Below are 25,242 nucleotides of genomic sequence, written 5' to 3' on the forward strand. Positions count from 1 at the left end.
TCCGCTCATCCAGACAGGAGATTCCCATGATCGACTCCGCGCTCCTCGTCGAGGCCAGGGACTGGCTCGAGCAGGACCCCGACCCCGGGACCCGGGGGGAACTGGGCGCGCTCCTGGCCCGCGTCGAGGTCGGCGACGGGGAGGCTCTGGCCGACCTCAACGACCGGTTCGCGGCGCGGCTGGAGTTCGGCACGGCGGGGCTGCGCGGTGAGCTGGGGGCCGGGCCCAACCGGATGAACCGCGTGGTGGTCATGCGCGCGGCGGCGGGGATCGCCGCGTGGCTCGGTACGCGGCGCCGACACGTGGTGATCGGCTACGACGCCCGCCACCGCTCGGCCGACTTCGCCCGGGACAGCGCAGCCGTCCTGACCGGGGCTGGGCACCGGGTGTCCCTGCTGCCCGGCCCGCTGCCCACGCCCGTGCTGGCCCACACCCTGCGGCGGATGGGCGCGGACGCGGGGATCGTGGTCACCGCCAGCCACAACCCGCCCCAGGACAACGGGTACAAGGTGTACGTGGGCGGGTCCGGTGACGACGCGGGCAGCCAGATCGTCTCACCGGTGGACGCCGAGATCTCCGCGGCCATCGACGAGGTGGGGCCGGTCGGCGCGCTGCCGCTGGGCCAGGACTGGGAGGTGCTGGGCGCCGACGCGGTCTCGGAGTACCTGGACGCGGTGGCCGCGCTGGTCCCCGCCGGGCCCCGGGAGCTCTCCGTGGTCTACACGCCCCTGCACGGAGTGGGCGGCCGGGTGCTGCTGGAGGCGGTGGGCAGGGCCGGGTTCGCGGCGCCCGAGGTGGTGGCCGAGCAGTTCGAACCGGACCCCGACTTCCCGACCGTCGCCTTCCCCAACCCGGAGGAACCCGGGGCGATGGACCTGGCCCTGGCGGCGGGAGAGGCCCACGGGGCCGACCTGGTGATGGCCAACGACCCCGACGCCGACCGGCTGGCCCTGGCGGTGCCCGGGTACGGCCTCCTCACCGGGAACGAGGTGGGCGGACTGCTCGCCGAGTACGTGCTCGACCACACGAGTGGCACGGACCGGGTGGTGGCCACCTCGATCGTCTCCTCCAGCCTGCTCGCCGCGATCGCCCGGGACCGGGGCGTGCACTACGAGGAGACCCTGACCGGGTTCAAGTGGCTGGCGCGCGCGGGCGCGCCCGGCCAACGCAGGGTGTTCTCCTACGAGGAAGCTCTGGGCTACTGCGTGGGCGGGGACGGTGGCCGACCGGTGGCCGACAAGGACGGAGTCAGCGCGGCGCTCGTGGCGCTGGCGCTGGCGGCCGACGCGAGGAGCCGGGGCCGTACGCTGGTCGACCTCCTGGACGACCAGGCCCGGCGGTACGGCCTGCACCTGAGCGACCAGCTGTCGGTCCGGGTGCGGGACATCTCGGAGATCACCGCGGCGATGCGGCGGTTGCGCGCCGAACCGCCCGCCGCGTTCGGCCCCCTGAAGGTGTCGGGGGTCGTGGACTTCGTCGACGGGCACGAGGGTCTGCCGCCGACGGACGCTGTGCGGTTCGAGCTCGAAGGCGGGACGCGTGGGCGGGTGACGCTGCGTCCCTCGGGGACCGAGCCCAAACTGAAGGCCTACGCCGAGGTGGTGTCGGGGGTCGACGGCGACATCGCTGCCAGCCGCGCGCGCGGCTCGGAACTGCTCTCCGAGCTGATGACGGCGGTCGCCGGGGTGGTCAGGGGATGATCCGGGGGAGGGGCGGGGTCACTCGCTCCCCTCGGCGGGCTCCACGACCGGTCGGTGTACGACCTCGTCGATGACGGTGAGCGTCTGGGTGGACGTCACACCGGGGAGCGACTGGAGGCGGCTCAGGATCAGGTCGCGCAGCTGGTTGGTGTTGGCGACGCGGACCAGCAGCACGATGTCCGCCGACCCCACCACGTACCAGCAGTACTCGATCTCGGGATAGGACGAGAGGATCTCCCGGTTGGCGCGCCAGTCGGGCTGGCTGCCGGAGATGAGGACGAGCGCGGTGACGCCGAGCCCCATCTTGGAGTGGTCGGTCACCACGGAGTAGCCGCGGATGACCCCTTCGTCGGTGAGGCGCTTGATCCGGTTGTATGCAGTGGCTCGGGAGACGTTGGCCAGCGCGGCGATCTCGGTGATGCCGGTCCGGGCGTCCTTGGCGAGCGCGCTCAGAATGGTCTGGTCGGTCGTGTCCGGCCGCCGGCCGTTCCTGTGCTGTTCGCCCATGGCCATGTGCGTGCTCCTCGTGTGCTCTTGTCGCAGGGCTCGGCTCCGTGCTGTCTTCATTGACAGGAAGCTGGGAAAAACCGGTCGGGGAGATGACGGACGCACGTTCCGTGGTGCTTGGGTCGGTGTGGGGGTATCGGGGGGATTCGTGCGTGCGGACCTCTTGTGCGAACCGCCAAACGGGGGAGTGGCGGAGAAGTTCCGACTGTACTCATGGTTGACGCACGGAGTAGGTCGAGGGTTTCCCTGACTGAGCAGTAACTACACCCGAACCACCAGATTCCGCCAGAAATTCTTGTCCCGACACCCATTCTCCGCATATTTGTCGTGACTGTCCGGGCATACGACGACTCCTGTGTGTGGCTTCCGGGTGTCCCTTGGGTGGGGCTGGCGGAGGGTGGTGCTGATGGTGATTCGTGATGTTTGGCACTGCGTGTCGTTTTCCCCTGTTTCGGAGGCTGAAACTTGGACATCCACGAACGAAACCAGGTCCAACGTTCTTGATCGTATCGACTGTACGGTCGTATCTAGCGAAAGTGTCCAGTAGTACGGAGAATCAAAGGCAGACCTGACCACCCCGAGCCCGGGTCGCGCCACACGCGCGCAGGGCCACGTTGGGAGCCGCTCGACATGCCAACCCCAGAGCCCACGGGCCAGGGCGCCATCACCGTGGAGCACCTGCGACCCGAACTCACCCGGGAGCTGTACCGCGCCATGCGCACCGCGCGTGACCTGGACACCGAGGCCATCGCCCTCCAGCGGCAGGGCGTCTTCCCCGCCTACGTCTCCGTCCGTGGTCAGGAGGCCGCCCAGGTGGGCAGCGCCAGCGCGCTCGACCCCACCCGCGACTTCGTCTTCCCCACCTACCGCGAGATGGCCTCCGCCCTGGCCTACGGCGTGGAGATGGTCGCCTACATGGCCACCCACCGCGCCCTGTGGCACGGCGGCCTCTACGACGTCATGGAGTCCCGCTTCGGCGCCATCAACGCGGTGGTCGGCGGCCCCGTCCCACACGCCGTGGGATGGGCGGTCGGTGAGCGGCTCCGTGGCGGAGACGGCGTCGCCATGGCCTACTTCGGCGACGGCGCCAGCTCCGAGGGCGACGTGCACGAGTCCATGAACTTCGCGGGCGTGTTCACGGCACCCGTCGTCTTCCTCTGCCAGAACAACCAGTGGGCCCTCTCGGTGCCCAACGAGCGCCAGGTCGCGGGCGGCTCCGTCGCGGCCCGCGCCGAGGGCTACGGCATGGCCGGGGTGCTCGTCGACGGCAACGACGTCGGTGCCGTGTACACCGCCACCGCCGAGGCGGTCGAGCGGGCCCGCGCGGGCGGCGGCCCCACGGTCATCGAGGCCCTCACCTACCGCGTCGAACCCCACTCCACCTCCGACGACCCCAGCCGCTACCGGGACCGCGCCGACACCGACCACTGGCGCACGCGCGACCCCCTCGACCTGCTGCGCGCCGCGATGATCGAGGCCGGGCACGACGACGAGGCCCACCTCGCCACCGTCGACGCGGAGGCCGCCAAGCGCGCCGAGGAGATCCGTGACGGGGTCGCCGAGGCCCCCGAGCCCGACGGCTCCGAACTGTTCACCCACGTCTTCCGGGAGACCACTGAGGAGCTGGCCCGGCAGCACCGCACCTGGCAGGAAGAGGTCGAGCTGTGACCGAGCTGATCGAACACACCGACGCCCCGGTCGACTCCCGAGCGGTCGAGCTTTCCATGCAGCAGGCCATCAACCGGGCCCTGCGCGTCCTGTTGGAGGAGGACCCCGAGGTCCTCGTCTTCGGTGAGGACGTCGGCGCCCTCGGCGGTGTCTTCCGCGTCACCGACGGTCTCCAGAAGGAGTTCGGCGAACAGCGCGTCTTCGACACCCCGCTGGCGGAGTCGGCGATCATGGGCATGGCGGTTGGTCTGGCGATGAACGGCTGGCGGCCGGTCCCCGAGCTCCAGTTCGACGGCTTCGCGTATCCGGCCGTCGACCAGATCGTCAACCAGGTGGCGCGCATGAACTACCGCACGCGTGGCGCCGCCCCCATGCCGATCACCCTGCGCCTGCCGTCCTTCGGCGGCATCCAGGCGCCCGAGCACCACGGGGAGAGCCTAGAGGCGCTCTTCGCGCACACCCCCGGGCTGAAGGTCGTCGCCCCCTCCGACCCCGCCGAGGCGTACAGCCTGCTGCTCCAGTCCGTGCGCTCCGACGACCCGGTCGTCTACATGGAGCCCAAGGCCCGCTACTGGGACCGCCGCCCGGTGGTGCTGAGCGAGCCCGCCGACCCCATCGGCACGAGCCGGATCGTGCGCCCCGGAAGCCACGCCACCCTCGTCGCCTGGGGTGCGATGGTGCACCGCTGCCTCCAGGTGGCCGAACTCGCCGCCGAGGACGGAGTGGACCTGGAGGTCCTCGACCTGCGCTGGCTCAAGCCCATCGACGCCGCCGGGCTGGCCGCCTCCGTGGCGCGCACCAAGCGCGCCGTGGTCGTCCACGAGGCCCCGCTCACCGCCGGGCTCGGCGCGGAGGTGGCCACCCTCATCACCGAGAACTGCTTCCGTGAGCTGGCGGCCCCGGTCCAGCGCGTCACCGGATTCGACGTGCCCTACCCGGCCGGGCCGCTGGAGCCCCAGTACCTGCCGACGATCGACCGCGTCCTGCTCGCGGTCCAGCGAACCCTGGAGTACTAGCCCCCATGGCAGAAGAGAACATCACCTTCACCCTCCCCGACCTGGGCGAGGGCCTGGTCGAGGCGACCGTCCTCGAGTGGCAGGTCGCGGTCGGGGACACGATCGGCCGCAACGACCCCCTGGTCGAGGTGGAGACCACCAAGTCCGCCGTGGTCATCCCCTCGCCCAAGGCCGGTCGCGTGGTGGAGCTGCACGCGGAGGAGGAGCAGGTGGTCCCCGTCGGCGACCCCCTGGTGACCTTCGCGGTGGAGGTCGAGGAAAGGGCGCCGCAGGCCGGGATCGTCGGACGGGTTCCCACGGAGGACGCCAAACCGCAGCGCCGGGTCCGACTCAGGCCCCCGACGAACTGAGGCCGTGACGATCGAGGGCCCGTTCGGACGTCGACACCAACGGAGCGACCCTTGGGGTCATTCTGTTTATAGGAACGTCTGAATGGGTCCTCGTTCGCTTCCAACAAATCCCCACCCGGATCGAGAACGGAAAAGATTCATGAACGCGAATCCCGTCGGAGACGTGACAATGCGTTATGCGGATTTGCCGCCGCAGACCCCCGGCGATCACCTTCCGGTGCTTCTGCTGCACGGTTTCGGTACCACGTTCGAGATGAATTGGAGCGCCGCCGGATGGCCGCGCGCGTTCGACACCGCCGGACGCCGGGTGATCGGCCCGGACCTGCGCGGGCACGGGGTCAGTGACAAGCCGACCGACAGCGGGCTCTACCTGCCCGAACACTTCGTCGCCGACCTTCTGGGTCTGCTCGACGAGCTGGACGTGGAGCGCGTCGACGTCGTCGGCTACTCGATGGGCTCCCGGATCGCCTGGGAACTCGCGCTCACCGCGCCCGAGCGGGTGCGTCGTACGGTGCTGGGCGGGTTCGGCCCGGCCGACGCCCTGGCGGGCCTGGGCGCCGCCGAACCGGGCGCGGGGGACACCCCCTTCGACCACGTGTACCGGACCGTCGCCGCGCTTCCGGGCAACGACGCCTCGGCGCTCGCCGCGTGCGCCCGCGGCCAGGCCGCCCGTCCCTTCCAGGAGGAACCGCGTCCCGAGGGCCTCCCGCCGCTCCTGGTCGCCGGAGCCAGGGACACCGTAGCCGAGGGTGCCGCCGGGCTCGCTGAGCGCTGTGGCGGGTCGTTCGTCGAGATCCCGGGTCGCGACCACGCCAACGCCGTCTCGTCGCGCGTCTTCAAGCAGGCCGTGGTGGAGTTCCTCCAGGGCTGAGTCCGCGCCCGCCAAGTGGACCAGGCCGGTCTAGACCGGATGGGGCCCAACAGGGCGAGGTCACCACAGGTGAAGGTCACGACACGGGCGGTCGCACAGCCGGATTCATCGAGAGAACAGGAGGTCAAAAACAGCGATTAGGCCGTGGGTTGCCCCGATCCGGTGTGCTCTTGGTAACTTCCCGGTAAGGCCCCGTGTCACTCTGCTCTCGCCTTCATAACAACTACGGCCGTTGGTTAGATGTACATTCGGCCAGCGGATATCGTCCGGCTGCAGAACTCAGGTCGGTCCCGCGCGGAATGCGGTCCGCTGAGAGGGCGAAGGGGAGACTTTCAAGTGAAGCGCAGCAACGCAGCCAAGTTCGCAGCGGTCGCCGCCGCGGGCGTGCTGGCACTCACCGCGTGCGACAACGCGGCCGACGACGGTGCCAGCGGCGGAGGCGACGGCGAGACCTCCTCCGACGTCAAGGTCGGCCTGGCCTACGACGTCGGCGGCCGCGGTGACCGCTCCTTCAACGACTCCGCCTACCGCGGCCTCGAGCAGGCCGCCGAGGAGCTGGGCGTGGAGACCAACGACTTCGAGCCCGCCGACGGCGAGGCCGAGTCGGCCAAGGAGGAGCGCCTGGCCACCATGGCCGAGGAGGGCTACGACGTCATCATCGCCGTGGGCTTCGCCTACGACGCCGCCGTCCAGGCCGTCGCCCCCGAGTACCCGGAGGTCGACTTCGCGATCGTCGACTCCGAGATCGAGGACATCGACAACGTCACCAGCCTCGTCTTCGCCGAGGAGCAGGCCTCCTTCCTCGCCGGTGCCGCCGCCGCCCTGACCACCGACGAGGACCACGTCGGCTACATCGGCGGTGTCGAGACCCCGCTGATCCGCAAGTTCGAGGCGGGCTACGTCGCGGGCGTCGCGCACGTCAACGAGGACATCGAGGTGGAGATCAACTACCTCAGCCAGCCGCCGGACTTCGCCGGGTTCAACGACCCCGCCCAGGGCCGTGAGGCCGCCCAGGCCCAGTACGACCGCGGCGCGGACGTCATCTACCACGCCGCCGGCGCCTCGGGCAACGGCATCCTCCAGTCCGCCGTCGACAACGAGTTCACCTTCATCGGCGTCGACAGCGACCAGTACGAGAACGCCGAGGAGGAGCAGAAGCCGTACGTGCTGACCTCCGCCATCAAGCAGGTCGACGTCTCGGTCTTCGAGCTCATCCGCTCCGCCACCGAGGGCGACGTCGAGGCCGGGATCAAGCGCTTCGACCTCAGCGAGGGCGGCGTGGACTACACGCTGACCAACGAAGAGGCCATCGCGCCCATCCAGGACCAGCTCGACGAGCTCAAGCAGCAGATCATCGACGGTGAGATCGAGGTTCCCAGCCAGCCGTAACGGCGCTGGGACACTCCACGGAGCGGGCACCGGGCCCGCTCCGTGACCTGGACGAACACGGAGCCGGAGGGGCCAGCCCCCTTCGGCTCCGCCCGGTAGCCGCACCGCGACGAAGGCGTCCCGGCCGTGGCCGATCCCAGGCCCGCCCGCGCCCCGCCGCACATTCCCACAGAGGAGTCTGATGAGCAGCACGCCATCGGGCGGCGGGTCGAACGAACCCGCCGCCGTTGAGCTGCGCGGGATCACCAAGCGTTTTCCCGGCGTCGTGGCCAACCACGACATCGACATCACCGTGGCTCCCGGTACCGTGCACGCCATCGTCGGCGAGAACGGGGCGGGCAAGTCCACGCTGATGAAGACCCTGTACGGCATGCACCGGCCGGACGAGGGCACCATCCACATCCGTGGCCAGGAGGTGCGCTTCCACTCGCCCTCCGACGCCATCAAGCACGGCATCGGCATGGTCCACCAGCACTTCATGCTGGCGGACAACCTCACCGTGCTGGAGAACGTGGTCCTGGGCGCCGAGCGCAGGCACGGCATCGGCCGCAAGGCGCGCGCACGCATCCAGGAGCTGTCCGCCCAGTACGGGCTCGGCGTCGACCCCGACCGCCTCATGGAGGACCTGGGCGTCGGCGACCGCCAGCGCGTGGAGATCCTCAAGGTGCTCTACCGGGGCGCCCGGACGATCATCCTGGACGAGCCCACCGCCGTGCTGGTGCCGCAGGAGGTCGAGGAGCTCTTCGACAACCTGCGCGTGCTCAAGCGCGAGGGCCTCACCGTCATCTTCATCTCGCACAAGCTCGACGAGGTCCTGTCGGTCGCGGACGAGATCACCGTCATCCGGCGCGGCACCACGGTGGCCACCGCCGATCCGCGCACCACCTCGGCCCGCCAGCTGGCCACGCTCATGGTCGGCGGGGAACTGCCCGTCCCCGAGCTGCGCGAGTCCACCGTCACCGACAGGGTCGTGCTCGCCCTGTCCGGGGTCACCGTGCTCTCCTCCGAGGGCCGACCGGTGGTCGACGACGTCACCCTGGACATCCGCGAGGGCGAGATCGTCGGCATCGCCGGGGTCGAGGGCAACGGCCAGTCCGAGCTCATCGAGGCCATCATGGGGATGCGCCGGGCCACCTCCGGCACCATCAACCTCGAAGGGCGTGACACCACCGAGTGGTCCACGCTGCGCATCCGCGAGGCCGGGGTCGGCTACATCCCCGAGGACCGCCACCGGCACGGCATCCTCCTGGAGTCCCCGCTCTGGGAGAACCGCATCCTCGGCCACCAGACCCGTGAGCCCAGCGTCAACGGCGCCTGGATCAACCGGGCCGGTGCCCGAGCCGACTCCGAGCGCATCGTCGGAGAGTACGACGTGCGCACCCCCAACATCGACGTCATCGCCGACGCGCTGTCCGGGGGCAACCAGCAGAAGTTCATCATCGGCCGGGAGATGAGCGGGAACCCTCGCTTTTTGGTCGCCGCCCACCCGACCCGAGGCGTGGACGTGGGCGCGCAGTCGGCCATCTGGGAGCAGCTGCGCGAGGCGCGCGCCGCCGGGCTGGCCGTGCTGCTGATCTCCGCCGACCTCGACGAGCTCATCGGCATGTCCGACACACTCCACGTCATCCTGCGCGGCCGCCTGGTCGCGGAGGCCGACCCGACCAGCGTCACCCCCGAACAACTCGGCTCCGCCATGACCGGCGCCGGACTGGACGGCTCGGACGCGCACACGGAAGGTGACAGCGGTGCTGAGGGCGCCCATCGTAACGAGAGCGAGGGCGGCGCGTGACTGACACCGGACGCCGTACCGTCGCGGCACCGATCGTGATCCTTCTCGCGGTCCTCATGGGCGGCCTGGTCACCGCCGTGCTGGACCTGTTCCTCCTGTGGTGGGCGGCGCTCATCATCGGAGTCACCCTCGCCTTCGCCCTCGTGGCCGTGCTCGCCCCGATGACCCCCGACCGGGGCCGGGTGGGCGCCGACGGCACCAAGGAGGAGGGCACGCCCCTCCACAACGTGCTCGTCCTCCCGATGGCCCTGGTGCTGTCGGTCGTGGGCGGCCTGGTCGCCGCGTGGATGCTGGACCTCTCGCTGATCGAGCCCGCCGCGGCCGCGTTGGGCGCGGTGATCGGCTCGCTGCTCGCGTTCGTGCTCTTCCACCGCCTCGCGGCGATGATGGCGCTGTCCTTCGCCGCCGTCCTGACGGCGGGTGTGATCGCGATCGGCGTCACCGCCGCCGTCCTGTACTTCAGCGGCATCGCGCCGCTGCCCACCTTCGAGCGGATGCTGGAGTACGGCACCCGGCCCAACAGCCTGGTGCAGATCATCAACGACAGCACCACCTACTACCTGGCCGCCGTGGCCGTGGCGATCGGCTTCAAGATGAAGCTGTTCAACATCGGTGTGGACGGCCAGTACCGGCTCGCGGCCCTGCTGGCCGCCGCCGTCGGCGGGTACCTGGTGCTGCCCCCGGTGCTCAGCCAGTTCGTGGTCATCCTCACCGCCGTGGCCGTGGGCGGTCTGTGGGCGGGCATCGCGGGCTACCTCAAGGTCGCCCGGGGCGTGTCCGAGGTGATCTCCACGATCATGCTCAACGCGATCGCCACCGGCATCACCGCCTACCTGCTGACCGAGGGCCGCCTCGCGGTCGAGATCAGCACCAACAACATCGGTACCCCGCCCATCCCCGAGTCGGGCTGGGTCCCGGGCATCCCGGCGACCTTCCTCGGCTCGGACCGGGAGATCTACGGTCTGATCCTGCTGTCCGTCGCCGTGGGCATCGGGTACTGGATCATGCTCAACCGCACGCGGTTCGGCTTCGAGCTGCGGGCCACCGGCCAGTCGCAGTCGGCGGCCGAGGCCAGCGGCGTGAACGTGAAGAAGATGGTCTTCCTGTCCATGCTCTTCTCGGGCATGGTCGCCGGTCTGGTGGGTCTGCCGCAGTTGCTCGGCAACTCCCACTACTACGCCCTGGACTTCCCGACGGGGATCGGCTTCATCGGCATCGCGATCGCGCTGCTGGGCCGCAACCACCCCGTGGGCATCGTCTTCGCCTCCCTGTTCTGGGCCTTCCTGACCCAGGCGGCGGGCATCCTGCCCTTCGACGGCATTCCGCAGGAGATCGCCGTCATCGCACAGGCCACCATCGTCCTCACGGTCGTCGTGGTCTACGAGGTCGTGCACCGCTGGGGCCGCCGCTACCAGCAGCAGCAGATCGGCAGGCAGCTCGGCCGTACGACCGAGTCCACCCCGGAGCCCGCCGTCGTGTCCGACGGCGGCGCCTCCGATGGTGCCGTCACCGAGGACACCGACGGCACCGACGACAAGCGCGGCGGGGAGGCAAAGTGAGCCAGGAACTCAACGTGATGGAGCCGGTGACCAAGCGGTCCCGGCCCCGGGGATGGGCGCGCTGGCGCGTCCTCACCCTGCTGATGGCGGTCTTCGTGTCGCTGGCGGGTCTGCGCGTCATCACCGGTCAGGACATGCTGACCGACGCGGGCACCGTCCGCACCACGCTGACCTTCGCGGTCCCGATCGGCCTGGCCGCCCTCGGCGGTCTGTGGGCCGAGCGCGCGGGCATCATCAACATCGGCCTCGAAGGCATGATGATCTTCGGGACGTGGTTCGGCGCCTACTTCGCATGGAGCTTCAACGACCCGTGGATCGGCCTGCTGGCCGGAACCCTGGGCGGCATGCTCGGCGGCCTGATCCACGCGGTGGCCACCGTGACCTTCGCGGTGGACCACATCGTGTCCGGTGTGGCGATCAACATCCTCGCCCTGGGCGCCATGCGCTACCTGTCGATCCTGGTCTACTCCGACATCCCCGGCGCGGGTGCGGCCCAGTCCCCGTCGGCGCCGTCGTTCCCGACCCTGAACCTGCCGTGGCTTCCCGAGGCGCTCGCCCCGGTCGCCCAGAGCGGCATCTTCCTGGTCAGCGACCTGGCGGCGCTGGTCATCGGGCTCACGACCAGGATGTCCGCGCTGACCCTCATCGCCATCCTGCTGGTCCCGATCAGCTACCTGGTGCTGTGGAAGACCACCTTCGGCCTGCGGCTGCGCTCGGTGGGTGAGAACCCCGACGCCGCCGAGTCCCTCGGCGTGCCGGTGTACACGCTCAAGTACGTCGCCGTGGTCATCTCCGGTGGTCTGGCCGGTATGGGCGGCGTGTTCCTCGCGATCGTCGCCTCCCAGATCTACCAGGAGGGGCAGACCGGCGGTCGCGGGTACATCGGTCTGGCCGCGATGATCTTCGGTAACTGGCGGCCGGGCGGCCTGGCCATGGGCGCGACCCTGTTCGGCTACACCGACGCGCTCCAGCTGCGCGGCGGCGGCGCTGCCATCCACGCGCTGCTGCTGCTCCTGGCCGTGGTCCTGCTCGTGGTGGCCGTGTGGCAGGTGCGCAAGGACCGCAAGGGCATCGCCGTGGCGGGTTTCCTCGCCGCGGTCGTCCTGCTCTTCTGGTACTTCAGCACCGACTCGCTGCCGCGTGAGCTGGCGACCTACAGCCCGCACATCGCCACGCTGCTGGTGCTCTCGCTGGCCTCGCAACGGCTGCGAGCACCCGCCGGGATCGGAAAACAGTGGAGGGCGAGCAGGTCATGACCGACGCGGAAGTGGACTGGGAGGCCCTTCGGGAGACCGCCCGGGAGGCCATGGGCCGCGCCTACGCGCCCTACTCGAACTACCCGGTGGGAGCGGCGGCGCTGGTCGACGACGGCCGGGTGGTGAGCGGCTGCAACGTGGAGAACGCCTCCTACGGTGTGGGCCTGTGTGCCGAGTGCGGTCTGGTCAGCGCCCTGCACGCCTCCGGCGGCGGTCGGCTGGTGGCCTTCGCCTGCGTGGACGGTCGGGGCCTGGCCCTGATGCCGTGCGGGCGCTGCCGTCAGCTCCTGTACGAACACGGCGGGCCGGACCTGCTGGTGGACACGCCGGAGGGCATCCTGCCCATGGAGCGCGTGCTGCCCCAGGCCTTCGGACCGCACAACCTCGCCTGACGGGCGGAGCACCATCGGTCGTCTCCCCGGTCGCCGGTCCACGGCGGCCGGGGAGACGTCTTTTCGCACCACCTCTTCACGACGGAAGGAACATGACATGGACGTCATCGAGATCATCCGCGCCAAGCGCGACGGGGGACAGCTCTCCCCGGAGCAGATCGACTGGGTGATCGGGGCCTACACCCGTGGTGAGGTGGCCGAGGAGCAGATGGCGGCGCTGGCGATGGCGATCTTCCTGCGCGGCATGGACCGCGCTGAGGTGAGCCGCTGGACCGAGGCGATGCTCTCCTCCGGCGACCGGCTGGACTTCACCGACCTGGCCAGGCCCACCACGGACAAGCACTCCACCGGGGGTGTGGGCGACAAGATCACCCTTCCGCTCACCCCCACCGTGGCGGCCTGCGGCGCCGCCGTCCCTCAGCTGTCCGGGCGCGGACTCGGACACACCGGCGGCACCCTCGACAAGCTGGAGTCCATCCCCGGGTGGCGGGCGTCGCTGTCCACCGAGGAGATGCGCAAGGTCATCACCGACACCGGCGGGGTGATCTGCGCGGCCGGGAGCGGGCTCGCCCCGGCCGACCGCAAGCTGTACGCGCTGCGCGACGTCACGGGCACGGTGGAGTCCATCCCGCTGATCGCGGCCTCCATCATGAGCAAGAAGCTCGCGGAGGGCACGAGCGCCCTGGTCCTGGACGTCAAGGTGGGTTCGGGCGCGTTCATGAAGGACACCGCCTCCGCCCGCGAGCTGGCCCGCACCATGGTGGACATCGGCAACGACCACGGCGTGCGCACGGTTGCGCTGCTCACCGACATGGCCACGCCCCTGGGCCGCCAGGTCGGCAACGCGCTGGAGGTCGCGGAGTCGGTGGAGGTGCTCTCGGGGGGCGGCCCCGCCGACGTCGTCGAACTCACCGTGGCGCTGGCCCGCGAGATGCTGGCCGCCGCCGGAATGACTCCTGGTGAGAAGGGGGTGAAGGACCCGGCCGAGGCGCTGCGCGACGGCAGCGCGCTGGAGTCGTGGAAGGCGCTCGTGCGTGCCCAGGGCGGCGACCCGGACGCGCCGCTGCCGGTGGCGGCCGAACGCCGCACCGTGCTGGCCCCGGAGACCGGTGTGGTCACGCGGCTGGACGCCTACCAGGTGGGTCTGGCCGCCTGGCGTCTGGGCGCCGGCCGGGCCCGCAAGGAGGACGACGTCTCCTTCGGCGCCGGGGTCACCCTGCACGCCAAGCCGGGCGAGGCGGTCGCGGCGGGCGAACCCCTGTTCACCCTGCACGCGGACGAGCCCGAACGCTTCGACCGCGCCGCCCAGGCGCTCGAGGGCGCCTTCGACATCGGCGGCGCGGCCGAGTGGAAGCCGGGCCCGCTGGTCATCGATCGGGTCTCCTGACCCGGTGTCCCCCGGAGCGGGATGACCCGGGAAACACGCCCTAGTTCGGCATGGGGGGCATCATCTGCTGCGGGGCGGCGTCCGGCACCAGCAGGAACGCGGCGGCGGCGACGAGGACGAACAGGAAACCGACCACAGTCGTCGCCGTGGCGGTCCAGCGCGCCCACGGGCTGCTGCCCCGGTTGAGCAGGGCCAGCGCCAGGGTCGAGGCGAGCACGGTGAGCAGGGACACCGCTCCGCCCATCCAGAGCTGGGCCTCGATCGAGCGGACCTGCCCGGCGTCGATGGGCTGGCCCCCGAGCATGATCATGCTGGTGAGGAGCTCCAGCAGCTGGCCGGAGAAGATGGTGACCGCGAGCAGGGCAAGGCCCACGATGCTGAGGGTCTCGGTGGAGAAGGCGCCGCCAGGTCGGGGCTCGGCCTCGGTGACCCCGAACTCGTGTTCGTGGTCGTGGTCGTGACCGGTCTCCTCATCGGCGAGGCCGTCCTCCGCGGAGTCGGCGGCATCCGTCGCGCCGGGGTTCTCGGCGGGGTACCCCGGCTCGAACTTCGGCTGCGGCGAGCCCTCGCCGGAGCTCGTGGTGTTCTCGGGCTTGTCGTTGTCTTCCGGTGCGGTACTCACGCGGCCAACGTACCCGCGCATCGGGATAAGCGGGACCTAAGAATCACCTGCTCAGACCAGGGATACCGCCAATTTCCGGTCAGCCGGCGGGCGCGGGGGCGGTCAGCAGCACGTACGACAGCACGGTCAGCACGATGAGCAGGATCCCGACCAGCACGGTGCCGGCTGCCAGGTGGCGGACCCACGGGTGGGTCTCGGGGCCCGACCGGAACAGTGCCACCGCCGAGCACAGGACGGCCAGCGCCGAGAACAGTCCGGCGCCGGTGAGTTCGCCCTGGACCGCCGCTCCGAGGGTGCCCTTGGCGCCGATCAGGGTCTGCGTGTTGAAGATCCCGACCAGCTGGGTGGACAGCAGTGTGGTGGCCAGCATGATGAGCCCGGCCACGCTGAAGGTCCCGGCGCCGAACAGGGAGTCGCGGTGCGGGGCGGGCTGACCCTGGAGGAAGGCCTCGGAGGCGGGTGAGGGCTCCGTGGTCGCGGATGTCCCGGGTGTCTCGGGGGGCTCCGTGGTCGCGGATGTCCCGGGTGTCTCGGGGGACTCCGTGGTGGGGGAGGTCTCGGGAGTCTCGGGGGACTCCGAGGCCTCGTCGGGGGAGCTGGGGGACGCGGTGTCTTCTGAGGAGGTACTCACGCGCGCCAAAATACCCCTCCTCTGTCCCGATTCGCTGCGCCGTAACCGGTCGACTGCGGCCGGTTCCGGCCATTTCGCCCGAGGAGGTCGTTCAGGGGAAAAACAATCACGGGTGCTTGTTCTTTTCTGTGTCCGGTGTCACCCTCTTTCCCATGACCGCTACAGCAGCCCCCCCTCTGCGGATCGGGAACGCCTCCGGCTTCTACGGCGACCGCCTCGCGGCCGTGCACGAGATGCTCACCGAAGGCCCCGTCGACGTGCTCACCGGCGACTACCTGGCCGAACTCACGATGGCCATCCTCGGTCGGGACCAGCTGGCCGACCCGAGCCGGGGCTACGCCCGCACCTTCCTGCGGCAGATGCGCGAGTGCCTGGCCACCGTCATGGAACGCAGGGTCCGCGTGGTCACCAACGCGGGCGGCCTCAACCCACGGGGGCTGGCCGACCGCCTCACCGAGCTCGCCGACGGTCTCGGCTTCGAGCCCCGCATCGCCTGCGTCACCGGTGACGACCTGCTGCACCGGGCCGAAGAACTCAACCTGGGCACCCCCCTCACAGCCAACGCCTACCTGGGCGCCTTCGGCATCGCCCGGTGCCTGGACGCGGGGGCCGACATCGTCGTCACCGGGCGCGTCACCGACGCCTCGCTGACGGTCGGCCCCGCCGTCTCCCACTTCGGCTGGGCCCGGGACGACCTCGACGCCCTCGCGGGAGCCACCGTCGCCGGGCACGTGATCGAGTGCGGTACCCAGGCGACCGGCGGCAACTACGCCCTGCCGCGCGAACTCGCCGGACACGACCTGGACCACCCCGGGTTCCCGATCGCCGAGATCGCCGCCGACGGCACCTCGGTCATCACCAAGCACCCCGGCTCCGGCGGCGCGGTCACCACGGGCACCGTCACCGCGCAGCTCGTCTACGAGATCCGGGGCGCCCGCTACCCCGGACCCGACGTCACCACCCGCCTGGACACCGTCCGGCTCGACCAGGAGAAGCGGGACCGGGTGCGGATCAGCGGAGCCATCGGGGAGGACCCGCCACCGGACCTCAAGGTCGGCCTGACCGGCATCAGCGGCTTCCGTAACGAGGTCGAGTTCCTCGTCACCGGCCTGGACGCCGAGGAGAAGGCGGCCCTGGCCGAACGCCAGACGCGCGCCGCCCTGGCCCACCGGGGCCCCGCCGACCTTCGGTTCGAGTTCGTCCCCGCCCTCGACCCCCACGGCGACACCCAGGACGACGCCACCGCGCGCCTGCGCGTGGTCGCCCGTGACCACGACCCCGCCGTCATCGGCCGCCGCTTCGGCGCCGCAGCCGTGGAGTTGGCGCTCTCCAGCTACGCCGGGTTCCACATCACCGCGCCGCCCCGCGACGCCCGGCCGGACGGGGTCACCGTCACCCACGCGCTGGTCCCAGCCGCCGAGGTCGAGCACACCGTCATCACCCCCGAAGGCGGACGTGAGCAGGTACCGCACACCGTCCGCACCAGGGCGCTCACGGAGGTGCCCGAACCCCCGCTCCCCGCGCCCCCTCCCGGCGGACCCACCAGGCTGGCCCCGCTCGGCCTGGTCCTGGGCGCGCGCAGCGGCGACAAGGGAGCCGACGCCAACGTGGGCGTGTGGGCTCCCTCGGACGAGGCCTGGCGCTGGCTGGCGCACACCCTCACCGCCGACACACTGCGCGAACTGCTGCCGGAGACCGCCGACCTCCGGGTCACCCGCCACCTGCTCCCCGGCCTGCGGGCCGCCAACTTCTGGATCGAGGGGATACTCGCGCCCGGCACCGCCCGCCGCGAGGGACTGGACCCCCAGGCCAAGGGGCTCGGTGAGTGGCTGCGCGCCCGCCGCCTCCCCGTCCCCGAGTCCCTGCTGCCCGAGACCCCGCTGCCCGAGGAGGGCCCGTGAGCGTTCTGACCTCCCGACTCGACACCCGGGGCCCGGCCTACGCCGAGGCACGGGAGACCATGCTCGCCAAGCTGGCCGAGCTCGACACCGAACACGCCAAGGCGCTGGCCGGGGGCGGCGAACGCTACGTGGAGCGGCACCGCGCCAGGGGCGGTCTGCTGGCCCGGGAACGGATTGAACTCCTCCTGGACGAGGGCAGCCCCTTCCTCGAACTCTCCCCCCTGGCCGCGTGGGGCAGTGACTTCCACGTGGGCGCCAGCGTGGTCACCGGGGTGGGCGTGGTCTCGGGCGTGGAGTGCGTGATCGTCGCCAACGACCCCACCGTGCGCGGCGGCTCCAGCAATCCCTGGAGCCTGCGCAAGTCCCAGCGGGCCGGGGAGATCGCCGAACGCAACCGGATGCCCATGATCAGCCTCGTGGAGTCGGGCGGCGCCGACCTGCCCACCCAGAAGGAGATCTTCATCCCCGGCGGCGGCACCTTCCGCCACCTCACCCGGCTCTCCGCCTCCGGGATCCCCACCATCGCCCTGGTCTTCGGCAACTCCACCGCCGGAGGCGCCTACGTCCCGGGGATGAGCGACCACGTGGTCATGGTCCGGGACCGGTCCAAGGTCTTCCTCGGCGGGCCCCCGCTGGTCAAGGCCGCCACCGGTGAGGAGAGCGACGACGAGTCCCTGGGCGGCGCGCGCATGCACGCCGAGGTCTCCGGACTCGCCGACCACCTGGCCGAGGACGAGCACGACGCGATCCGCGTCGGCCGCCGTATCGTGGCCCGCCTCAACCACGCCAAGGTCGGTCCCGCCCCCGCCCGCGAGGTACGCGAACCCCTGTTGCCCGCCGAGGAACTCCTGGGGATCATGCCGCCCGACCTCAAGGTCCCGGTGGACCCGCGCGAGGTGATCGCGCGTGTGGTGGACGGCTCGGAGTTCGACGAGTTCAAACCCTCCTACGGCCCCGGCCTTGTCACCGGCTGGGCCACCCTGCACGGGTACCCGGTCGGACTCCTGGCCAACGACAACGGCGTGCTGTTCAGCGCCGAGTCGCAGAAGGCCACCCAGTTCATCCAGCTCGCCAACCGGTCGAACACCCCGCTGGTGTTCCTGCACAACACCACCGGCTACATGGTGGGCGCCGAGTACGAGCAGGGCGGGATCATCAAGCACGGCTCGATGATGATCAACGCCGTCTCCAACAGCACCGTCCCGCACTTCTCGGTGCTCATCGGAGCCTCCTACGGAGCGGGGCACTACGGCATGTGCGGGCGCGCCTACGACCCCCGCTTCCTCTTCTCCTGGCCCAGCGCCCGCTCCGCCGTCATGGGACCCAAGCAGCTGGCCGAGGTCGTCTCGATCGTCTCGCGCGCCTCGGCCGCCAAGAAGGGCCAGCGCTACGACGACGACCAGGACGCGGCCATGCGCGAGCTGGTGGAGAACCAGATCGAGGCCGAGTCCCTGCCGATGTTCCTGTCCGGCCGGGTCTACGACGACGGCGTCATCGACCCCCGCGACACCCGCACCGTCCTCGGGCTGTGCCTGTCCTTCGCCAGCAACGCACCGGTACGCGGCACCGACCGCTTCGGTGTCTTCCGAATGTGAGAAGGGGAAGGCCCATGACCCCCACAAGCCACACCACACCCACCCGTCCCATCAGCACGCTGCTCGTCGCCAACCGGGGCGAGATCGCCCGCCGCGTCATCCGCACCTGCCGGACCCTGGGCGTGGCCACCGTCGCCGTACACGCCCCCGGCGAGGAGGACGCCGCGCACGTGCGCGAGGCCGACACCGCCGTACGCCTGCCCGTCCCCGAGGGGCGCGGCCCCGTCGACGCCTACCTCGACCCCGGCGCGCTCGTGGCCGCCGCGCGCACCGCCGGAGCCGACGCCGTCCACCCCGGCTACGGCTTCCTCTCCGAGAACGCCGACTTCGCGCGTGCGGTCACCGACGCCGGACTCACCTGGGTCGGACCCTCCGCCGAGGCCGTCGAGCAGATGGGTTCCAAGACCCTCGCCAAGAAGGTCGCCCGCGACGCCGGGGTGCCGGTCGCCGACGCCCTCGACCCCGCCGACGTGCGCGCCGAACACCTGCCCGTCCTGGTCAAGGCGGTGTCCGGGGGAGGCGGACGCGGCATGCGCGTGGTCCGCGACCTCGGCTCCCTCACGGAGGAGGCCGGGGCCGCCCGCGCCGAGGCGGCCTCCGCGTTCGGGGACCCGGCGGTGTTCTGTGAGCCCTACGTGGAACGCGGCCGTCACGTGGAGGTGCAGATCCTCGCCGACCACCACGGCACGGTCTGGGTGCTGGGCGAACGCGACTGCTCGGCCCAGCGCCGCCACCAGAAGGTGCTGGAGGAGGCACCCGCCCCGGGGCTGTCCGAGGAGGTCCGCCAGCGGCTGCACCGGGCCGCCCGCGACCTCGCCGCCGCCATCGGCTACACGGGGGCCGGAACGGCCGAGTTCCTGGTCCCGGTCACGGACGAGGGCCTGGGTGAGCCGGTGTTCCTGGAGATGAACACCCGCCTCCAGGTGGAGCACCCCGTCACCGAGTGCGTCACCGGACTGGACCTGGTGGAGTGGCAGCTGCGGATCGCGGAGGGCGAGCCGCTGCCCGGCACCGGGCCGCCCGCCCCGCGCGGCCACGCCGTGGAGGCCCGCCTGTACGCCGAGGACCCCGGTGACGACTGGCGGCCCCGCACCGGCACGCTGCACGCCTTCGACGTCCCCGCCGCGGACCTCTCCTTCGTTCCGCTCACCGCGCCCGGGGTACGCCTCGACCACGGGGTGGAGGCCGGTGACACGGTGGGAACCGACTTCGACCCCATGTTGGCCAAGGTCATCGCCTACGGCCACGACCGCCGGGACGCCCTCCGCCGCCTGTCCGCCGCCCTGGCACAGGCGCGTCTGCACGGGGTGGGTACGAACCGGGACCTGCTCGTCCGCGCCCTGCGCCACCCGGACCTCACGCACGCCGAGAGCGGTCCCGAACGACTGCACACCGGCTTTTTGACCGGCGACCGGCTCACCGACCTCGCCCGCCCCCTCGCCGACCCGGCCACGGAGGAGCTGGCCGCGCTCGCCGCCTCCCTGGCCTCGGTCGAGGCGGCGAGGGGGACCGGGGTCCTCCCTCCGGGCGTCCCGGCCGGATGGCGCAACCTGCCCTCCGCCCCGCACCGGCGCCGACACACCACGCCCGGGGGCCGCGAGACCACCTCGTCCTTCCGGTCCGTGCGCGGTGCCCACCTGCCCGAACGCGAGGACGTCCGGGTGCTCTCCGCGACGCCGGATCGGGTGGTGCTGGAAGTGGACGGGCTGCGACGCGCCTTCGACGTGTACGGCCCCCACCCCGGCGGCGCGGACGTGTACGTGGAGTCCGCCCTGGGCTCGGTCACCCTCACACCCGTCGATCCGCTCCCCGCACCCGAACCCACCGTCGATCCCGGCGCCCTGCCCGCTCCCCTGCCCGGAACAGTCACCGCCGTGGACGTCGCGGTGGGGGACCGGGTCCACGAGGGGCAGACCCTGCTGCGCATGGAGGCGATGAAGATGGAGCACCGCGTCACCGCTCCCGCCGCCGGGACCGTCCGGGAACTCCCCGTCGCCGCGGGGGACCGGGTCCCCGCCGGGGCCCCGCTGGCCGTCCTCGACCACACCGACAACGACGAAGGGCCTGATCAGTGACCGGTGCCATGACCTTCAACGAACCGCCCGAGCGCGTCGAACTCCGGGCCGCCGTCGCCGACCTCGCGGCCAAGTACGGCTCCGAGTACTACCGTGCCAAGGCCAGGGAGGGCTCCTACCTCACGGAACTGTGGAAGGAGGCGGGCGACCTCGGATACCTCGGCGTCAACGTCCCCGAGGAGTACGGCGGCGGGGGCGGCGGCATCGGCGACCTGGCAGCCGTCCTGGAGGAGTTCAGCGCGGCGGGCTGCCCCACCCTGATGATGGTGGTCTCCCCGGCCATCTGCGGCACCGTCCTGGCCCGCTTCGGCACCCCCGAACAGCGTGGCCGGCTGCTGCCCGGGCTGGCCAGCGGCGAGTCCATCATGGCCTTCGCCATCACCGAACCCGACGCCGGATCCAACTCCCACCGCATCACCACCACCGCGCGCCGCGACGGCGACGGCTGGGTGCTCAACGGACAGAAGACCTTCATCTCCGGGGTGGACGTCGCCGACGCCGTCCTCGTGGTCGGACGCGTCCAGGACGAGGACACCGGCCGCCTCTCCGCAGCCCTGTTCGTCGTCCCCACCGGAACCCCGGGGTTCACGGCCCAGCGCATCGAGATGGACCTGGTCAGCCCCGACCACCAGTACCAGCTGTTCCTGGACGACGTCCGGCTGCCCGCCGACGCGCTGGTCGGAGACCCCGAGGCCGGACTCCTCCAGCTCTTCGCCGGGCTCAACCCCGAACGCATCATGGCCGCCTCCCTGGCCACCGGCAGCGCGCGCCACGCCCTCGACAAGGCCGTCGCCTACGCCAAGGAACGCACCGTGTGGGGCGACCAGCCCATCGGCTCCCACCAGGGGCTGGCCCACCCGCTGGCGCAGGTGAAGATCGAGATGGAGCAGGCCCGCCTGATGACCCAGCACGCGGCGCTCCGCTACGATTCCGGCGACGACGCGGGCGCCGGGGAGGTCGCCAACATGGCCAAGTACGCCGCCGCCGAGGCGTGTGTTCGATCGGTGGACCAGGCCGTGCAGACCCTCGGGGGCAACGGCCTGGCCAGCGGGTACGGTCTGGGATCGGCCATCGCCGCCGCCCGGCTGGCCCGGATCGCGCCGGTGAGCCGGGAGATGGTCCTCAACTACGTGGCCCAGCAGTCCCTCGGGCTGCCCAAGTCGTACTGACACGGGAGAGAAGGGGCGCGCAGTGGGCACGGCATCCGACCGGGAGCCGAGACAGGAACGCAGCCGGGCCACGCGGGCCCGGCTGCTCGACGCGGCCGTGGAGTGCCTGGCGGAACGCGGCGTGGCCGGAGCCACCGTGGGCGCGGTCGCCCAGCGCGCCGGGGTGTCCCGGGGCGCCGCGCAGCACCACTTCCCGACCCGTGAGGACCTCCTCCTCGCCGCGCTGCGGCACATGGTGGACGCTCGCGGGGCCGAGCTGCGCCGCCGCGCCGAGGCGGTTCCGGAGGGGCCGGGCCGCACCGAGGCCGTCGTGCAGATGGTGGTGGACGCCTTCAGCGGCACCGGCTTCAACGCCGCCCTCCAGCTGTGGGCCGGGGCCGCCAGCGATCCCGCGCTGCGTGCGCGAGTCATCCCCCTGGAGGAACAGGTGGGGCGGGAGGTGCACCGCGCGGCCGTGGAACTGCTGGGCGCGGACGAGTCCGTGCCCGGAACGCGGGAGGCGGTCCAGGCCACCCTGGACCTCGCCCGGGGGCTGGGCCTGGCCAACCTCCTCACCGACGACGGACCCCGTCGGCGCAGGGTCGTCCACCAGTGGGCGGCCATGCTCGACCAGGCCCTGGAGACCGTCGGCTGAACCCCGGACGGCTGTCCGTCCGGGTTGCCGATCAGCACGTGGGTGACCCCGTCGGTGCCGGTGTCCACCCCACAGAACGCCGTCGTCCACGGCTCCGGGTCGGTCCCGCTGCTCACGATGATCAGGACGGGTATCGGTCTGGACATCGTCGCAACCGTGACCCTCATCGGCCAGATCGTCCCCCTCGCCGCTCTGACCGGCATCAGCGGGCTGACCCCGGGGGCCCGGGAGGGGGCCACCGCCCCCCTCCCGGTCTCCCTCGCGCCACAACGCTGACTACTGTTGGGTAATCGCCTACCACCACGGCGTGGCGGGCGATTATGATCGAAAGCGTCGGTCGGGGGACCGCCCCGACGGTTCCTCACAACACTTCTGCGGACAGGGCGGTGGACCGGTGGCAGCGGACGCGGGCAGGGACCTTCCCAGCCTGGCCAGACGGGCGTTGGACGCGTTCTCGGAGAGCGCCACGCGCGGCAGGGACCGCGACGCCCTCATGGACTCCGCGTTCGCGCGGCTCTTCGAGCTCTACCAGGCCACGACCGAGGCCGAACGCGGATCCCCGGCCGGGCAGAACTTCAACGCGACCCTCGCCGAACTCCTCGTGAGCGGCAACAACCCGGTCCGGCTCAGCCTGTACGTGGTGCGCAGCCAGACCGCCGCCGAGAACGGCCAGCACGAGGGCTACCGCCCGGCCTGCTGGCGCCGTTCCATGATCCAGATCCTCGGCGACGCGTTCGTGCCGCTGGAGAGCTTCCTGCGGCCCATCGACCTCGAGGCGCTCCCGCGCATCGACGACGCCCTGGAGGCGGTGGCCGCCAACGCCAGCCCCGCCACCGTCGAGGAGGTCCCCGCCTGGGTGCCGCAGACGCACTGGTGGTGGTGGGAACCGGCCCGTCAACGCGGCGAGGAGACCCCGTCGCACACCCGTGCCGACAGCGGCACCCTGGACGCCGTCAGCGACTGACGGGCGGCTCTCGCAGGGAGTCGAAGCCGCCCCGGGCCGGAACCAGGTGGACCTCCCCGGGCCTGGCCGTGTCCAGGGTCTCCTGGAGATGGACCATCAGCAGCTCGAAGGCCTCGGTCAGGCCGTCCTCGCGCCGGGTGCCGAACGCGGCCACCGCTTCCTCCACCAGGTCCCGCAGCCGGGCGGCGAGGGTGGGTGGGTCCAGGTGCAGGACCATCGGTTCCTCCAGCTCCCGGCCCTGGAAGCAGCTGATCCGGATCCCGCGCTCCCCGGGCAGCACCTCGGCCCGGCTGGCGGCACGGTAGGTCACCGGGGCGCCGGCCCCGCCGGGCTGGACCGTCGTCTCCGCGCCCTCGGTCAGCTCCCTGACCAGCCAGTCCCAGGTCCTCTGCTCGTCCATGCCCCCATGGTCACCCCTGGTGGGGGAGTGGCGCCAGGGGTGACACGGTGGTCAGCCCGTTCCGGGCACCCGCTGTCGTGGGGTCAGCGCACGCCCCGGATCCCCCAGACGGTCGCCGCTCCCATCAGGGAGACGAGCCCGCAGATGGTGTACAGCACCGGGTAGCCGCCCAGATGGACGACGATCGGCCCGGCCAGTGCCGGGGCGATCACCTGCGGGCCCGAACTGGCGATGTTGACGATTCCCAGGTCCTTGGCGCGCCCCTCGGCGGCCGGGAGCACCTCGGTGACCAGCGCGTTGTCCACGGACAGGAAGACACCGAACCCCACCCCCAGGACCACCGCGCAGACCAGCACGGCGGACCACGTGGGCACGAGTGCCAAAGCGAACGCGGGCAGGCCCATCACCACCCCGGCGAGGGCGACCATGCCGCGGCGTCTCCCGATCCGGTCCGAGACCGCGCCCGCGACCACGGTGGTGGCCACGACCGCAGCCGTGTACACGAGGATCAGCGTGAGCAGCCCGTCCGTGGCGGAGGAGCCGGGGAACAGATCCTCGTACCCCACGGCGTCGCGCAGGAAGTAGAGCATGTAGAGGATGAACATCGCGTTGCCCGTGCCGATGAGGAACCGGGTCAGGAAGGCCCAGGCGAAGTCCGGGTGCTTCCGGGGCGAGACCCACAGGCTCCGGGCGAGGTCGCGCCAGGGCGGTCGGGCCTCGCGGGGCAGGGGAGGGTCGGGAGACAGGAGCGCGAAGGGCAGGGCGCAGGCCAGGGTGAGGACTCCGATGAGTGTGTACCCGGGGGAGACCTCGGTGACGACCACGGTGACCAGCACGACCGCCGCCACGACCCCGGCCGACTGGGGGATGCCGATCCACCCGGAGACCGCGCCGCGCTGGCTCCGGGGCACGTGGTCCGGGACCGCCGCGAGCAGGGTGGCGTTCAGACAGGACAGCGCGGTCTGCACGAACGACCAGCCCAGCAGGATGCCCCAGACGCTCTCCTGGGAGCCGAGGACGACCAGCCCGGCGCCGCCGAGCAGGGCTCCGGCCAGGACCCAGGGTCTGCGACGACCCAGGGGCCCTGTGGTGCGGTCCGACAGCGCTCCGGCCAGCGGGGTGGCGATCATGGCCATGGCCGCGCCGACCCCGGTGACCCAGGCCAGGACGGTCTCCTTGTCGGCGGGGCTGACCCGGCCGATCTGTTCGGGGAGCAGGACCTGGAGGGGGCCGAAGAAGGCCATCCACATGCCGAGGTTGGCCAGGCTGATCCCGGCCACCCACAGGGCGCGGACGTCGCGTGTCGGCTCGGCGAGGGCGCGGGGCGGTGGCGCCGGGGGCGTGCGCACGGTGTGACCCACCTAACA

General features: G+C 71.5%; 23 protein-coding genes. 18 read left to right on the forward strand and 5 right to left on the reverse strand.

Annotation, left to right across the window (positions count from 1 at the left end):
* Positions 1 to 26: 26 nt before the first annotated feature.
* Entirely contained in the window at positions 27 to 1,700 is a 1,674-nt protein-coding gene (locus tag KBX21_RS15030; protein WP_210842281.1) for a phospho-sugar mutase, read from the forward strand.
* Between the two features lie 18 nt (positions 1,701 to 1,718).
* Here KBX21_RS15030 and KBX21_RS15035 read toward each other — a convergent pair whose 3' ends face one another.
* Entirely contained in the window at positions 1,719 to 2,213 is a 495-nt protein-coding gene (locus KBX21_RS15035; protein WP_017546759.1) for an Lrp/AsnC family transcriptional regulator, read from the reverse strand.
* Positions 2,214 to 2,837: 624 nt separating this feature from the next.
* Here KBX21_RS15035 and KBX21_RS15040 point away from each other — a divergent pair.
* From KBX21_RS15040 to KBX21_RS15085, 10 genes are all read left to right on the forward strand, one after another.
* On the forward strand, positions 2,838 to 3,875 hold the full coding sequence (locus KBX21_RS15040) for a thiamine pyrophosphate-dependent dehydrogenase E1 component subunit alpha (protein WP_049577726.1): 1,038 nt from the start codon (positions 2,838 to 2,840) through the stop codon (positions 3,873 to 3,875).
* A complete protein-coding gene (locus tag KBX21_RS15045; protein ID WP_049577731.1) occupies positions 3,872 to 4,891 on the forward strand; it encodes an alpha-ketoacid dehydrogenase subunit beta in 1,020 nt (339 codons plus the stop codon). Before KBX21_RS15040 ends, KBX21_RS15045 begins: the two co-directional genes overlap by 4 nt.
* A 5-nt stretch (positions 4,892 to 4,896) precedes the next feature.
* Positions 4,897 to 5,241 (forward strand): biotin/lipoyl-containing protein, encoded by a 345-nt coding sequence (locus KBX21_RS15050; RefSeq protein WP_017546756.1) that lies wholly within the window; start codon positions 4,897 to 4,899, stop codon positions 5,239 to 5,241.
* Between the two features lie 169 nt (positions 5,242 to 5,410).
* Positions 5,411 to 6,112 carry an alpha/beta fold hydrolase gene (locus KBX21_RS15055; protein WP_247665772.1) on the forward strand — a complete coding sequence of 234 codons (702 nt, stop codon included), beginning with the start codon at positions 5,411 to 5,413 and terminating at the stop codon, positions 6,110 to 6,112.
* A 336-nt stretch (positions 6,113 to 6,448) separates the two neighbouring features.
* On the forward strand, positions 6,449 to 7,501 hold the full coding sequence (locus KBX21_RS15060) for a BMP family protein (RefSeq protein WP_049577737.1): 1,053 nt from the start codon (positions 6,449 to 6,451) through the stop codon (positions 7,499 to 7,501).
* Positions 7,502 to 7,682: 181 nt separating this feature from the next.
* The gene (locus KBX21_RS15065; protein ID WP_049577740.1) at positions 7,683 to 9,290 is read left to right on the forward strand and encodes an ABC transporter ATP-binding protein; all 1,608 of its coding nucleotides are present in this window, start codon (positions 7,683 to 7,685) and stop codon (positions 9,288 to 9,290) included.
* Between the two features lie 56 nt (positions 9,291 to 9,346).
* Positions 9,347 to 10,849, forward strand: a complete 1,503-nt coding sequence (locus tag KBX21_RS15070) for an ABC transporter permease (protein ID WP_247665787.1) — start codon at positions 9,347 to 9,349, stop codon at positions 10,847 to 10,849.
* On the forward strand, positions 10,846 to 12,105 hold the full coding sequence (locus tag KBX21_RS15075) for an ABC transporter permease (protein WP_049577746.1): 1,260 nt from the start codon (positions 10,846 to 10,848) through the stop codon (positions 12,103 to 12,105). Before KBX21_RS15070 ends, KBX21_RS15075 begins: the two co-directional genes overlap by 4 nt.
* On the forward strand, positions 12,084 to 12,497 hold the full coding sequence (locus tag KBX21_RS15080) for a cytidine deaminase (RefSeq protein WP_049577748.1): 414 nt from the start codon (positions 12,084 to 12,086) through the stop codon (positions 12,495 to 12,497). The genes KBX21_RS15075 and KBX21_RS15080 overlap by 22 nt, the downstream gene beginning before the upstream one ends.
* A 97-nt stretch (positions 12,498 to 12,594) precedes the next feature.
* On the forward strand, positions 12,595 to 13,884 hold the full coding sequence (locus KBX21_RS15085; RefSeq protein ID WP_210842283.1) for a thymidine phosphorylase: 1,290 nt from the start codon (positions 12,595 to 12,597) through the stop codon (positions 13,882 to 13,884).
* Between the two features lie 40 nt (positions 13,885 to 13,924).
* On the opposite strand, the gene KBX21_RS15090 is transcribed toward KBX21_RS15085, so the two are convergent.
* Positions 13,925 to 14,506 carry a hypothetical protein gene (locus KBX21_RS15090; protein WP_210842284.1) on the reverse strand — a complete coding sequence of 194 codons (582 nt, stop codon included), beginning with the start codon at positions 14,504 to 14,506 and terminating at the stop codon, positions 13,925 to 13,927.
* A 79-nt stretch (positions 14,507 to 14,585) separates the two neighbouring features.
* A complete protein-coding gene (locus KBX21_RS15095; RefSeq protein WP_247665774.1) occupies positions 14,586 to 15,137 on the reverse strand; it encodes a hypothetical protein in 552 nt (183 codons plus the stop codon).
* Between the two features lie 152 nt (positions 15,138 to 15,289).
* On the opposite strand from KBX21_RS15095, the gene KBX21_RS15100 reads away from it, so the two are divergent.
* The 7 genes from KBX21_RS15100 (at position 15,290) to KBX21_RS15130 (ending at position 23,475) form a co-directional block, all read left to right on the forward strand.
* The gene (locus KBX21_RS15100) at positions 15,290 to 17,038 is read left to right on the forward strand and encodes an acyclic terpene utilization AtuA family protein (protein WP_049577802.1); all 1,749 of its coding nucleotides are present in this window, start codon (positions 15,290 to 15,292) and stop codon (positions 17,036 to 17,038) included.
* Positions 17,035 to 18,633, forward strand: coding sequence for an acyl-CoA carboxylase subunit beta (locus tag KBX21_RS15105; protein WP_210842285.1), 1,599 nt, complete (start codon positions 17,035 to 17,037; stop codon positions 18,631 to 18,633). Before KBX21_RS15100 ends, KBX21_RS15105 begins: the two co-directional genes overlap by 4 nt.
* Positions 18,634 to 18,647: 14 nt before the next feature.
* Positions 18,648 to 20,708, forward strand: a complete 2,061-nt coding sequence (locus KBX21_RS15110) for a biotin carboxylase N-terminal domain-containing protein (protein WP_210842286.1) — start codon at positions 18,648 to 18,650, stop codon at positions 20,706 to 20,708.
* A gap of 8 nt (positions 20,709 to 20,716) precedes the next feature.
* Positions 20,717 to 21,877 carry an acyl-CoA dehydrogenase family protein gene (locus tag KBX21_RS15115; protein ID WP_247665775.1) on the forward strand — a complete coding sequence of 387 codons (1,161 nt, stop codon included), beginning with the start codon at positions 20,717 to 20,719 and terminating at the stop codon, positions 21,875 to 21,877.
* 22 nt (positions 21,878 to 21,899) lie between these two features.
* On the forward strand, positions 21,900 to 22,511 hold the full coding sequence (locus KBX21_RS15120) for a TetR/AcrR family transcriptional regulator (protein ID WP_210842288.1): 612 nt from the start codon (positions 21,900 to 21,902) through the stop codon (positions 22,509 to 22,511).
* A 60-nt stretch (positions 22,512 to 22,571) separates the two neighbouring features.
* A complete protein-coding gene (locus tag KBX21_RS15125; RefSeq protein ID WP_210842289.1) occupies positions 22,572 to 22,787 on the forward strand; it encodes a hypothetical protein in 216 nt (71 codons plus the stop codon).
* Between the two features lie 166 nt (positions 22,788 to 22,953).
* A complete protein-coding gene (locus KBX21_RS15130; protein WP_199776649.1) occupies positions 22,954 to 23,475 on the forward strand; it encodes a hypothetical protein in 522 nt (173 codons plus the stop codon).
* On the opposite strand, the gene KBX21_RS15135 is transcribed toward KBX21_RS15130, so the two are convergent.
* Entirely contained in the window at positions 23,465 to 23,875 is a 411-nt protein-coding gene (locus tag KBX21_RS15135; protein WP_049577779.1) for a hypothetical protein, read from the reverse strand. The genes KBX21_RS15130 and KBX21_RS15135 overlap by 11 nt on opposite strands.
* Positions 23,876 to 23,958: 83 nt before the next feature.
* The gene (locus KBX21_RS15140; RefSeq protein ID WP_049577805.1) at positions 23,959 to 25,224 is read right to left on the reverse strand and encodes an MFS transporter; all 1,266 of its coding nucleotides are present in this window, start codon (positions 25,222 to 25,224) and stop codon (positions 23,959 to 23,961) included.
* Positions 25,225 to 25,242 lie beyond the last annotated feature (18 nt).

It is taken from the genome of Nocardiopsis sp. B62 (genome assembly GCF_018070675.1).
GTDB lineage: Bacteria > Actinomycetota > Actinomycetes > Streptosporangiales > Streptosporangiaceae > Nocardiopsis > Nocardiopsis prasina.